At 37.5% G+C, this 13147-nt stretch carries 11 protein-coding genes; 7 read left to right on the plus strand and 4 right to left on the minus strand.

Annotated elements, in window-relative coordinates:
- Nucleotides 1–216: 216 nt before the first annotated feature.
- The 5 genes from DI076_RS10970 to DI076_RS10990 all read left to right on the plus strand — a co-directional run bounded on the left by DI076_RS10970 (nt 217) and on the right by DI076_RS10990 (nt 7174).
- On the plus strand, nt 217–594 hold the full coding sequence (locus DI076_RS10970) for a hypothetical protein (RefSeq protein ID WP_100715714.1): 378 nt from the start codon (nt 217–219) through the stop codon (nt 592–594).
- Between the two features lie 97 nt (nt 595–691).
- Nucleotides 692–2110: a TolC family protein gene (locus tag DI076_RS10975; RefSeq protein WP_108959912.1), complete on the plus strand. Its 1419-nt coding sequence runs from the start codon at nt 692–694 to the stop codon at nt 2108–2110.
- Nucleotide 2111: 1 nt separating this feature from the next.
- Complete coding sequence (locus tag DI076_RS10980) at nt 2112–3119, plus strand: efflux RND transporter periplasmic adaptor subunit (protein ID WP_108959913.1); 1008 nt, start codon at nt 2112–2114, stop codon at nt 3117–3119.
- 1 nt (nt 3120) lies between these two features.
- Entirely contained in the window at nt 3121–3870 is a 750-nt protein-coding gene (locus DI076_RS10985; RefSeq protein ID WP_108959914.1) for a hypothetical protein, read from the plus strand.
- Complete coding sequence (locus tag DI076_RS10990; RefSeq protein ID WP_108959915.1) at nt 3863–7174, plus strand: efflux RND transporter permease subunit; 3312 nt, start codon at nt 3863–3865, stop codon at nt 7172–7174. The genes DI076_RS10985 and DI076_RS10990 overlap by 8 nt, the downstream gene beginning before the upstream one ends.
- A 72-nt stretch (nt 7175–7246) precedes the next feature.
- Here DI076_RS10990 and DI076_RS10995 read toward each other — a convergent pair whose 3' ends face one another.
- From DI076_RS10995 to DI076_RS11005, 3 genes are read right to left on the minus strand one after another with little or no spacing between them, the layout of a single operon-like run.
- Nucleotides 7247–8509 carry a porin gene (locus DI076_RS10995; protein WP_108959916.1) on the minus strand — a complete coding sequence of 421 codons (1263 nt, stop codon included), beginning with the start codon at nt 8507–8509 and terminating at the stop codon, nt 7247–7249.
- Nucleotides 8510–8542: 33 nt separating this feature from the next.
- On the minus strand, nt 8543–8944 hold the full coding sequence (locus DI076_RS11000; protein WP_108959917.1) for a hypothetical protein: 402 nt from the start codon (nt 8942–8944) through the stop codon (nt 8543–8545).
- 20 nt (nt 8945–8964) lie between these two features.
- Complete coding sequence (locus DI076_RS11005) at nt 8965–9843, minus strand: ferritin-like domain-containing protein (RefSeq protein WP_108959918.1); 879 nt, start codon at nt 9841–9843, stop codon at nt 8965–8967.
- Nucleotides 9844–9907: 64 nt separating this feature from the next.
- On the opposite strand from DI076_RS11005, the gene DI076_RS11010 reads away from it, so the two are divergent.
- Nucleotides 9908–10246, plus strand: coding sequence for an MGMT family protein (locus DI076_RS11010; protein WP_100715721.1), 339 nt, complete (start codon nt 9908–9910; stop codon nt 10244–10246).
- Between the two features lies 1 nt (nt 10247).
- Nucleotides 10248–11048, plus strand: a complete 801-nt coding sequence (gene thiD, locus DI076_RS11015) for a bifunctional hydroxymethylpyrimidine kinase/phosphomethylpyrimidine kinase (RefSeq protein WP_108959919.1) — start codon at nt 10248–10250, stop codon at nt 11046–11048.
- Between the two features lie 16 nt (nt 11049–11064).
- Here the strand turns inward: thiD and DI076_RS11020 are convergent, their stop codons facing one another.
- Nucleotides 11065–13128, minus strand: a complete 2064-nt coding sequence (locus DI076_RS11020; RefSeq protein ID WP_165780327.1) for a sigma-54-dependent Fis family transcriptional regulator — start codon at nt 13126–13128, stop codon at nt 11065–11067.
- Between the last annotated feature and the right edge of the window lie 19 nt (nt 13129–13147).

The raw sequence follows: 13147 nt of genomic DNA on the forward strand, positions 1-13147 counted from the left end.
GGATGTTTTTATTTTATTCCGTTAGAATTGTTTCTCATTTGCCAAAACTTAACCGACTGTACCAGAGTGGTTTCGCGCTCTGGACAGTCTTTTTTTTCAATCTTTTTCGTCCCATCCACTAACAATTGCGCAGAATGAGAAATCCATTGCACATTCATTAGAATCACCTCCCATTTTAAGATTGAGTACAGAGATCGATAGGAATACGTGGACATTATGACGGGGAACTGGTCAAACAAACTGATTGCATTGCTACTTGTGGCAACCGTAGGTTTCCCATTTGATAGCACCTCAGACGCTGTTTCCCAATATTTTGAAGCAAACCTCCAACACATCAAAAAATCCTATGCCAATGCCTTGGAAACGCCTGAGGACACAGCGATTGACTTACCTCAGATCACTTCGATTGATGATAATGCAACACTCAGTCGCACAAGAGCTGACTTTTTAGATTTTATCAATGATTATAAGAATTATGATCTCTCAGATGATTTAATCATTTCTTACTTTGACTTACTTTCTATCGGGAAATTGATTCCCAACTTACTTTCTTCTCTACTGCTCAACATTCCTCCCCCTATTTCTCTCGCTTAAACCTTATTCGGCACTTACGAATCCGGAAGTAGACCACCTAACAAGTAAGGTATACCTGTATTCGTTGCACTCAAGAATTTTAAAAATTTGGTAACTTATGAACGTTTATTACAAAATCGGCATCTACCTTTCGCTTCTCTTTGTGACATCCATTCTTTCAGAAGAAATGAAAGTCGCACAAGCAAGTGAGGCTCTCAGGAGACAACTAACGGATGAAAACCCAAGGACTTCCCTTGGGGCTACATTGTACCCAGATGACCAAAAATATACCAGAGACATTGATTTAGAAACCGCTGAATCCTTGTTATGGAAAAACAACTTACTCCTCATCGCATCACGTTTCCAAATCGATGTTAAAAAGGCTGGAATATTACAAGCAGGGTTATATGCAAACCCTAACATTGCTATTGACCAAAGTATTTATGCGGAACCTACTCAAAGGTATTTTGATACAACTCGTTCGGGTCAATCTGTTGTCCAAGTACAACAAGTATTTTTGCTCGGTGGTAAAATTGATAAACGTGTTAAAGTTGCTGAACTCAATGCAAAAATTTCTGAACAAGAATTTTATGACTTAACAAGAGCACTCATTACAAAACTCAGAAGGACTTTTTATACAATTTATTTCTATAAGAAGGCTGTGGTTTTTTATGACCAAAGTATTGCTTCCATCGAAAAAACAGTAGAGTCTTCCGAACTTGCTTACAAACGAAGGGCTCTGTTACAAGCAGAACACTTACGCCTTAAAGCATTATTATTCTTTCTGAAAAAAGAGAGAGAAGACTTAGCAATTAAAGTCTACGAAAGAGAAGCTGAATTAAAAGTACTACTCAATGATGATATGTATCGAGATGCTAGGGTTGAATTTTCTCCTAAAATCAATGAAAAACAATTAGATTCCATTGTTCCAAATAATGTAAAACTCGAAGATTTAGTTGAGATTGCTCGTGAGAATCGACCTGACCTTAAAAAAGCATTACAAACATTACGTTATGAAGAAGCAAATCTAGAACTCCAATACGCAAATGCAATTCCTGATTTATCCTTTGGTCCTGTATATAACAGAGGTGGAACAGCATTTCAAAATTATTGGGGGGTAACTGCACAGTTAACAGTTCCATTATTTGATCGTAACCAAGGGAATATCCAAGCAGCAGAAAAAGCAATTTTAGTTCGTAAACAAGAACTAAAGAACAATATCTTAGAAGTGGAAAACGAAGTAGCGGTTGCTTACCAATCGGCTCGTATCAAAGACGCTTTATACAAACGATTCATTGATGCTTATATCAAGGATTACGGGAGTTTATCTTTGGATATGATTATGAGTTATGAAAAGAAATACATCACGATCCTAGAGTTCGCTGACTTCTTTGAAACATACCGATCCAGTGTTGTTGAGATGTTAAAACTCCAAACGGATCGAATGGAAGCCATTGAAAATGTAAATTATGCAGTGGGAAAAGGAATCTTTATCCCCAAATCCGAAAACCAAACTTATCCAAAATCTGAGGAATAAAATGTTAGTTACCTTAAAATCGTTAAATCAAAAAGCAAAAATCCTCCTGATGTCCGGAGTTATATTAATTGTAGTCGCTGTTTTGTTTTTGGTATTTTCCAAAAGTACAAAACCTGTTCACAAACATCCTGAAAAGGCTGAAGTATTTGATGATGGATTGCGAATTGAATTTAAACCCAATAGTCCAGGCCTTGAGATCGTAAAGTCAACAGTCATTGGTGGTGGCGGAGAGTTTGTAAGTTTAGAAGCACCTGCAAGGCTAATCGCATCCACTTCTCCATCAGTGAGTAATGGCTCCCGAATCATTCTCTTCGAATCAGCAGAGTTAAACGATTTGTATGTCGGTTATATCCATGCAAAGAATAAACTCCACAGGTCCAATAAAAACCTAAATCGTATCAAAGATATGTTTGTTCACCGAGTAGCGACAGAAAAAGATTTGGTCGAATCTGAAACTGATTCTGGTAACGATGCAGCAGAACTTGCAGAATTCGAAGGAAAACTTCGAGCGCAAGGATTAAATCCAAGTGAATTAAGCACTGCAGGAAGTTTAAAAGCTTGGATCATTACGGATGTTCCTGAATCACAAATCTCTACCTTAAAAAAAGGAAGAAAGGTAAAAGTGGTTTTTGCTTCTTTCCCTGATGAAGAGTTTATTGGAACTGCGGAAGCCATTGGGGATAACGTGGACCCATTAACGAGAACTGCAAAAATGCGTATCATCGTGGTGAATGAAAAGTACAGATTAAAACCAGGTATGTTTGGTGTTGTAAAATTTCCTGAACAAACTGGTGGAGATAGTGTTGTATTACCTTATACTGCAATCGTAACTGTTGAAGGTAAAAACTATGTGTTTGTCGAAGAAAAGCCATTAACATTCAAAAGACGAGAAGTTGTTTTGGGAATCTCAACAAAAGAACGAGTGAATATTATCGAAGGACTTTCTCCTGGTGAAAAAGTAGCGATCCAAGGTTCCATATTATTAAAAGGTCTCAGTTTTGGTTTCTAAGATGAAGCATATAATTCTTAGTCTTTTATTACTTACCGTTCTAGGAACTAATTTATATTCTCAAACTTCTCCTTATCCAAAGGATAAAAATGGGAATGAAATCAAACCGGAATGGACTCCTTCTAAAGCAAATGAATCTGCATTTGGTGAAGATGAAAAACTGAATCAAAATAGTTTAGATGAAAAACGATTACCTAAAACGACTAATTTTTGGGTTTATGGTGCCTCGATAGGTTCTCCAGCGAGTATTAATTTTAATTTAGGCTATTACTGGAAAGATATCGTATTACGAGGTTCTGGTGGTGTATGGGGACCACAATGGAAAGGTGGCCAAATCGATTTAGGTTATACCTTTTGGAAAACACCTGTAATCACTCACAGTATCTCAATTGTAGGTGGTTATTTTGAAGTAAATCCATTTGCTCCCGAAGTGGGACGTGGTGGTCAATCCTCATACCCAACAGGAGTCAATATTCCCGGATACAATAGACGAGATCCAACACAGGAAGATTTGCTCATTCGTTCCTATATTAATTCCATCGATTCCAATGTGGCTACATATCTTGAATACGAAAGTAGAGAGAGACAAAGAGTTCATTTAACTCAAAGATATATTGGAGTTACCTACGACTTTTTACTTGGAAACTTCTTCCTTCAGTTAGGTGGAGGAATTGGCCAGGGCGATTATAGAAACCCTCAGCTTTTGCTACAAATGGGTTACCTCTTCAATACGAGGGAGTATCATGATTAAAGATTTTATTGAAACAGCACTTAAAAATCGAATTACCACAATCATTGCAGCAATTGTTGCTGTATTATTTGGAATTTGGGCATGGATAGACATTCGTAAAGAAGCCTATTCCGACATCGCTGACACACAAGTTCGATTGATTGCTAAATTTCCTGGGAAAGCAGCAGTAGAAGTGGAAGAAAGGGTAACTCTTCCCATAGAACGCGTATTAAACGCCATTCCGAAGGTTGCAGTGCGACGTTCAAGAACGATCAATGGTCTCGTTGTATTCCAATTTGTTTTTGAAGATGGAACTGATGATTATTTTGCACGTATGAGACTTATGGAACGTGTCGCAGATGCTGACATTCCAGAAGATGTACACCCTGCATTAGGACCCATGAGTTCACCTGTAGGTGAGATTTATCGATATGTTTTAGAATCTTCCGAGAATCACACCCCAATGGAATTACGAACCATCCAAGATTGGATTGTTATGCCTAAAATGTTACAAATTCCTGGGATTGCGGATGTTGTTACATTCGGTGGATTACCCAAACAATACCATGTTGTCACCTCACCTGACAAACTGATTCGTTTTAAATTAACAATCGGTGATGTGATCAAAGCCATTCAAGAGAACAACTTAAATACAGGAGGAAATTTACTCCTCCAGGGGGAACAAGGTTTTCCTATCCGTTCTCTAGGAGCCATTCGAGATCCTAAACACATAGAAAACATCGTTGTAAAAACTGTGAATGGGGTTCCTGTGTTTATCCGTGATTTGGGTTCGGTCGAAATTTCTCATCCGATTCCAAGTGGGGTATTGGGTTATACAGTCCAAAACGAAGAAGAAGGTTTAATTGATGTTGACTCATCTGTCCAAGGTTTGGTGGCGATGAGACGTTGGGGAGATCCCAATGAGATGGGTGAACGTATCCGTGAAAAAGTCAAAGAAATCAATGAAAACTACCTTCCAAAAGGAGTTCAACTTCGTAACACTTATGACAGAACGGATTTAGTAAATTATACTCTTCGAACAATTGGAAAAACATTGGTTGAAGGTGTTGTTGTCGTAAGTTTAGTTTTAATTTTCTTTATCGGAAGTGTTAGGGCAAGTCTTGTCGTTGTGGCAACCATTCCATTTGCCATGTTGTTTGCATTTTTACTTATGAACATGTCTGGAATTCCGGCAAGTTTACTTTCGTTAGGTGCAATTGACTTTGGTATTATCGTTGATGGTGCCGTCATCATGGTGGAAAATATCATGCGACGTTATCGCGATGCCACACCTGAAGAAAAATCACATGGAATCCTTGCATTTACAAGAGATTCTGCATCTGAAGTTGGAACAGAAATTCTATTTTCAATCTTAATCATCATCTTAGCATATCTTCCAATTTTCTCATTTGAACGTATCGAAGGTCGATTATTCAAACCAATGGCGTTTACAATTTCCTTTGCGATTTTAGGAGCACTCATCTTCGCAATGGCAGTGATCCCTGTGATCATGTCGATCATCTATAAAAATTATTTTGAATCGGCAAATCCTGGGCCAATCGAATGGCACAATCCATTTTATGATTGGATCGAAGGAAAGTACAGACGTCTTATTGAATTCATTGTCAATCGTTCCAAAAAAGCAGTTCGTTATACTTTCAGTGTTGTGACCATATTCTTAGCCATTGGTATGTTTTCGTTAGGAACAGAATTTTTACCTGAGATGGACGAAGGTGGATTCAACATTCGTATCTTTTTTCCAGTAGGAATTTCACTTCCAGAAGCTAGAAAGTTTATGCCAAAGATCAGGCAAACGATCTATAAAAACGAACAAGTCAGCGTAGTAATCTCCCAGTTAGGTAGGAATGATGATGGAACAGATCCACTTCCACCAAACCGACTCGAAGTATTGATTGGTTTAAAAGACTATAATAAGTGGAAAGAAAAGATCACCAAACAAGAATTATTACTCAGAATGAAGAATGATCTGGAAGCCACTTTACCAGGTGCAAGGATCAGTTTTTCACAACCGATTATGGACAACTTGTCCGAAGCAATCATGGGTACAATTGCCGATCTTGCAGTGTTTGTATCTGGAAATGATTTAAAAATCATGCGTGGGATTGGTAATGAAGTTCTAAAAGAAATCAAAGAAATGAAAGGTGCCAGTGAATATGGTATCGAACAAGAGGCGGAAAGTCCACAGTTAACAATCAGCATCAATCGAGAAGCTGCGGCTCGTTTTGGTATCAATGTAATTGATATCCAACAAATGATTGAGGCCGCGATCGGGATGCAAAGAATTAGCACTTTGTATGAGGGTCCATCTGACATTCCGCCAAAAACTCCAGCTCGTTTTGGAATCGTAGTGCGATTTTCAAAAGATTACCGTGCATCAAAACAAGCGATTGAAAATATGCCAATCATCTCTCCCAAAGGAGAAAGGATCCCATTATCTCAGTTGGCTGATATTGAAGTCATTGATGGACCAACAATGATCTTCAGACAAGAAGGCCGTCGGGTTGTAACTGTTAGGACAAACATTAGAGGTCGAGACCAAGGTGGATTTGTTTCTGAACTCCAAAAACGAGTTAAGAAAAAAATCAAACTGCCAGACGGTTATGAAATCCGATTTGGGGGACAATATGAAAACCTTTCTAGGGTTGGGAAAAAATTAGCAATCGTCATTCCCATTACAATCCTCATCATATTCGGAGTATTGTATTTGTTGTATCGTAACCTAAAGTATGTCTATGTTGCACTTGCTTGTATTCCTCTTTCCTTACTTGGGGGAATTTATGCACTATTACTTCGAGGGTATTACTTCAACGTATCAGGTGGAGTTGGATTTATTTCACTCTTTGGAATTGCAACCATGGCAGGGGTGTTATTTGTTTCAAGGACCAACCACCTTCTAATCGAGGAACCAGATATTTCAACGAAGGCAGCAGTAAAAAAAGCTGCAGTCATTCAGTTACGCCCAATGCTTATGACAATGTTACTTGCGTTACTCGGTTTAATTCCTGCAACTTTGGGAACAGGAGTAGGATCAGACGTACAAAGGCCATTGGCAACAGTGATTGTAGGCGGATTATTTTCAGCTATGTGCCTTGTTTTAACCATCCTACCTTCTCTTTACCTAGTCGTAGTTGGAGAAAGAAAACCAGATGCAAAAGAATTAGAAGAAATGAGTCACAAAAAACATATTCCATTTCTAGATTTTGTGAACGAACTGAGTGAAGAACCTTTAGAAGAAGATGATGACGACAATGATTCTCCTTCTAAGAAGAAGAAAAAACCCGCTAAAAAAAGGAAAAAAACTTAAAAAAAGAACCGATCATAAAAAAGTAAGTAGAGTGTAGAACTAACCTCTGGAAACAAATTCCAGAGGTTTTTTTTATATCCTAACTGTTGCCGCGACCACAAACAATCGCTCTACTCTAGTCCTTTTGTTATTATCTGTTTCAAAAACAGGATCCATCGATTCCCTTTGGATGGCTTCAAGTCGTAAAAGTCCAGGTAACCAATTTAATAAATCAAAAGTGATCGTATACCCATTAGTTAAAAAACCATTTCGTGTATATGTGGGAGCTAACACTTGTTTTGGATCATAAAATCGTTCTAAACGAAAACTAAGCCTAAAAATATCTTCATACCGAAAACTTGTCCAGAATGTACCGTGATACCATTGGTTATAAACTCGAGACTCTCGACTGATGTACATTGGCAGTACAGGATTGATTTCTTTCCACCATGGTTCATAGGATAATGATTCTTTTGTCTTTTGTGCTCCAATGTCCCCAGACATAGCAAATGACAACCAATCTAAAACTTTCCATTCTACAATTGTATTATTGTATAACCTGGTCTGTTTTCGTTCATAGTCTGGTGCTTCATTCCCTACAAATTGATTCGCAGTCAGAATCAAATTAGGAGTAAAATGGTATTTAAATTGAGTTCCTACAGATTTATCTTTGTTTTGATCGGTAATGTTTTGCCATCCATTCATCACATGAAATTGGAATTGGAATTTTTCACTAAACTTAGTTGTTAATCTTACTCCTGACGAATAATAAGGAACATAGTCAAGTGCAAGTGCTCTCGTATAATTCCAATTATCTGAAGAAATCCAAGATTCATGTCCAATATGACCGAAATAAATCCCAGCATCCAGCCATGTGTTTTTGGTTAACTTAAAACCAACATAGGCTTCTTGGATGTGTTTGACAGCATTTTGATTCGAACTGACATCTTTACTCACTTCTGCTGCATAATTTGTATTCACAGAAGTTCCAAACTGCAATGCAATTCTACCTCGGATTTTTTCTTCCTGCCACTTTGCATCGACAAATCCTAAATTGATATTAAACTCATCATTCCGAACCGCTTGTGTAGTATAGGCACGTTCTTTTGAGCGAGGATGATTTGCATTATGCGAATAGTAAGTATCAACGAAGGCGCCGAATTTTAAACTTTTAGGCAATACAATATGATTCTCTTGAGTTTGATTGGATGACTCGTTTTGGTTCTTTTGGACGATTTGATTTGTATCTTTATTTTGAGTTGTTTCATTCGTTTCCTCAGCAAATAGATTTCCTGAGAACAGGAAAATAATGGAAAGAATGGAGAGTAATGAAAGAAATTGATTCCGTGTTGGCATGTAAATCCGCTCATCACGAGCGGAGTTTAAAACTTATTTTTTAAGAAGTTCTTTGATCTCTTTTGGAAATGGTAGTAACTCTTCAGGAACTTGGATTAACTTTTTACGATAGTTCTTCTTGTACTCTTTCTTAAATTTTGTATGGCAAGATTTACAAGTCTCATCTGGTTTTCCCACAGCAAGTTTGGAGTCGATCATTTCTTTCCATTCTGCTTTTTGGTCTTCGGGAGCCATGTCTGGAACTTTTGCGAGAATTTTATTGAGATAATCAGCATTATCCTTTTTGTCATACAACTTCGTCGCTGGCTTTGTATACTCTTCCATAAAATCATGGAGATTCATCTCAGTGACTGACTTTGTTTTTTTTTCAGCGTTTAGTACAAACCCGAAAGAAACAAAAACCATCACCATACTCAAAAGTAATTTTAATTTCATATCTACCTTCTTGCGAAATTCTAAAGTCGATTGGTAAGAGAATCAAGTCTGTTTTTACGCATCAGTTCTGATCCAAGACCAAATTTTTTGACTGATTCCAAATTGACCCGGCCTGTATATTTATCCTCATAATTGGACAAATGGTTCACAAAATCTTGGTCCAAACCTGCGAGGTATCTTGTTTCAGGAAAAAACAAATATCCTTTTGCACGTCTTGGAGTGAATGGAAATTGGATGAGAGTCAGATAATATTCCCAAGAGTTTTTTTCGGGAGGAATTGATTTCTCAAATGCACGCACTCCTCTTTTGACGTGTTTCACTTCATCTTCAAAGATAGTGAGCATGATTTCGGAAGTTTTTAAATCTCCGAAATAGGAGAATACTTTTGCATACACTTGCGAATAATCTAAGTTAGCTCCTTCAAAAGACAATGACATAACTGCTGAAAATGACTCTAAGGTGTGAAACTGTTCTAGTTGTTTCCAAAAAATATAATTTAACGGGATATCTCCAAATTGAACTCCAAAATCATTCATCCTGTTTATGTACAATTTAAGATGGGTTTGTTCTTCTTCTATCGTTTTCACCCATCCATTTCGGATGGATTTTGGAGCGTTTGGAAATGCTAAAATTGCCCAGGCAAACAGTTCGATTGCCATGAGCTCATGGTTTGCAAAATGATGTAGAGTAAGTCCTTTATTGGATTCTAAATTTAAATGTTCAAGTCGTGGAATTTTCACTTTTTTATCAGAAAACTGAATCAAATGACTTCTTCCAGGTTTTTGAATGCGAAGGGGTTTATCGTCTATTTCTTCATCCCAATGTTTTGCAGGAGTAAATAATTTATCTTCCAAATTTGGAGCAAGTAACAGATGTTTTGCGTATTCGGAAAGTTTCATACAATGATACTAAGAAAAGGGATTTACAAAAATCCATTTTCATTGATAGATAAATCCAAATTCAATGACCACTTCCAATTCGAAAAGTCCGAATTTTTACGAATCCGTTTATAACATCGTAAAAAAAATACCTAAGGGAAAAGTGACTACGTATGGACATATCGCGTTATTACTGGGTAACCCAAGAGCAGCCAGGGCCGTTGGGTATGCATTGAATTCACTCAAAAAAGATAGGGAGTCAAAAATTCCATGGCAACGAGTGATCAACCGCCAAGGGAGGATTTCTTTTAAAGGAGATAGTTTTCGCGCGGATTTACAAAAAAAAATCTTACAAACAGAAGGTGTTTTCTTTGATTTAGGTGGTGATCAATTGGATTTTGGCAAGTACGGATGGTTTCCATAAAATGAAAAAAGATTTCCCAATCACACTAACGATCGCCGGTTCGGATTCGGGTGGTGGCGCAGGAGTCCAAGCCGATCTCAAAACGTTTTCATCCTTAGCGACATTTGGAACCACCGTATTCACTTGTTTAACAGCACAAAATCCTGATGGGGTTTCTGGGATTTATGAAATCTCACCTGATTTTGTTTCTTCCCAACTACAAGCTGTTTCCAATTATTTCCCGATCAAATCTGCCAAAACAGGAATGTTATATTCTAAGGACATCATCAAAGCCGTTGCGGCATTCTTTTACGAAAACCCAGACATACAATTGGTTTTGGATCCTGTCATGGTGGCAACTAGTGGTGCCAAACTACTCAAGGATGATGCAATTCAATCTCTCATTGAAGATTTAATTCCATTATCGAAATTAATCACACCTAACCTAGACGAAGCCTCGCTTTTGTTAGGTGAGACAATCAACCAGTATGATCAATTAGTGCCAATGGCTAAAAAATTATACAAAAAATTCAATGTGCCAGTTTTACTAAAAGGCGGTCATTTGCCAAATGCTATCGAAGCAATTGATGTTTTATTTGATGGAAATTCCGTTTACGAATTTTCAAAAACCTTTCTCAAAGACAAACATACTCACGGAACTGGATGCACTTATTCGGCAGCGATCACTGCCTTCTTAGCGCATGGTAAAAATTTAGCAGAAGCTGTTGGGTCCGCTAAAGAATACTTACACTTAACATTGGAAGATGATATTGTTACAGGACCTATCCATCATTTAAATCACTTCCCGGAACCAAGTAACTAATCGACTCAATATATAATTAATACTCGATATTGAGTTCTTTGATTTTTTTATCCAATGTGTTACGATTAATGCCTAAAAATTTTGCAACTCTCGTTTTGGTGTAACGAAACTTTTTCATCGCATATTGGATCAAACGAGACTCAACTTCACTCACAACGATTTCCATAGCTCGCCCATCCAATCCATCCAGTTGCCCTGAGGTCAATCGACCAGATCCTAAATCCAATGGTTCCATTCCGGAAACTGATTCTACGTGATTTGTATTGGATACTTCTACTGTACTTTCAGGCAACTCTTCCATGTTCGAAAGAATATCAGAAAAATCTTCTTCATTCAATATCTCGTCTTGGGCAAGAACAACAGCACGTTCAATTACATTCTCTAATTCTCTAACATTCCCTGGCCATCTGTATTTAAGTAACAGTCGGGATGCTTCTCGTGAGATTCCTTTGATCGCTTTATTATTATCTTTTGTGTATTTTTCTAAAAAGTGATTCATTAAAAGTGGAATGTCCTCAACTCGATCACGAAGTGGTGGTGTATTGATTTTGACAACATTCAAACGATAAAACAAATCTGCTCTGAATTTTTTTTCAGCAACTAACTGTTCTAATTCGGCATTTGTTGCAGCAATGATCCTTACATCTACTTTTTTAGCCTTGGTTGATCCAATGGCTTCAATCTCACGTTCCTGTAAAACACGCAGTAACTTCGATTGTAAATTTAAATCCATTTCACCTATTTCGTCTAAGAAAATTGTACCTGTATCTGCAAGTTCAAACTTTCCTTTTTTATCGGTCACAGCTCCAGTAAAAGATCCCTTTTTGTGTCCAAACAATTCACTTTCGAGTAAATTTTCAGGAATTGCTGCACAATTGATTTTGATGAATGGATTTTCTGAACGAGAACTATTGTAATGAATTGCATTCGCAATCATTTCCTTTCCAGTTCCAGATTCTCCAGTAATGAGAACAGAAGCTCTTGAATCAGCAACTAGTTGGATTTTTTCAAACATCTTCTCCATACTTGCAGCTTTTCCAATGAGTGATCCAAATTTATATTTATTTTTGAGTTCTCTCTTTAATTGGATGTTCTCTCGAGAAATTTCCTTTTTGGCTTCTTCCACAAGATTTTGAATTTTAATCGATTGTGAAATGATTGATGCAACAACTTGCAAAAAATCTAAAAAAGATTTTAAATCAGTATGTTTATTTTGGACAATAAAAGCATTCACTACTCCGAGTGTAGTTTGTTCACTTAATATTGGCGCGCACAATAAACTTACGTTATGTGGGTCATGTTTAAAATGAGATAAATAACCAACTCGGTTTAAAAAATCAGGATGTGATGCAACCGATTCAATAATGATTGGTTCCCCTGACTCATATACTTTTCCTGTGATACCTTCACCAGGTTGGTAGGTACCTTTTTCAATTTCTTCGGGAGATAAACCTGATGCAGCTACAATGCGTAATAAGGCTTCTTCTTTATTGAATAAGACAATACTACCCTTTTCCAAACGAAGTGATTTCTCCATTGTCACCATGATGGAATCAAACACTTCATTTTGGTCTAATGTGGAACTGACAACCTTAGAAATTTCGATGAGAGTTGCTTGGATTTTTGTTCGTTGTTCTAGGGAACGAATGGTTTGTAAGTTTTTAAAGATCTGACCCGCTTGGTTTGCAAGGACACTTACAATCTCCAACATATCCGGTGTAAATGCATTCAATCGATTGGAATCGAGTGAGATCACACCAATGATATCATCTTCTACAATCATGGGAGCCACTAGTTCTGACTTGATTTCCTCTTTGACCTGAATGTAATCCGGATCTTTGGAAACATCATTAACCAATTTTGCTTTTCCAGTGGAAGCAGCCATCCCCGTAATCCCTTGGCCAATCTTCAATTTGGTTTCCCTGAGTAATTGTTGGTTCATACCGCGAGAGGTAACAGCATCAAGGACACTCTGTTTCTCATCGATGAGCATGAGAGACCCCGATTCTACCCCACAGATTTGAATGCAACGGTCCAAAATGAGTTCCAGAAGGCCATCGGGGTCCTGGGTGGAATTCATTGCCGTAGCTACTTCGTGG

It is taken from the genome of Leptospira ellinghausenii (genome assembly GCF_003114815.1).
In the GTDB taxonomy this organism is placed as follows: domain Bacteria; phylum Spirochaetota; class Leptospiria; order Leptospirales; family Leptospiraceae; genus Leptospira_A; species Leptospira_A ellinghausenii.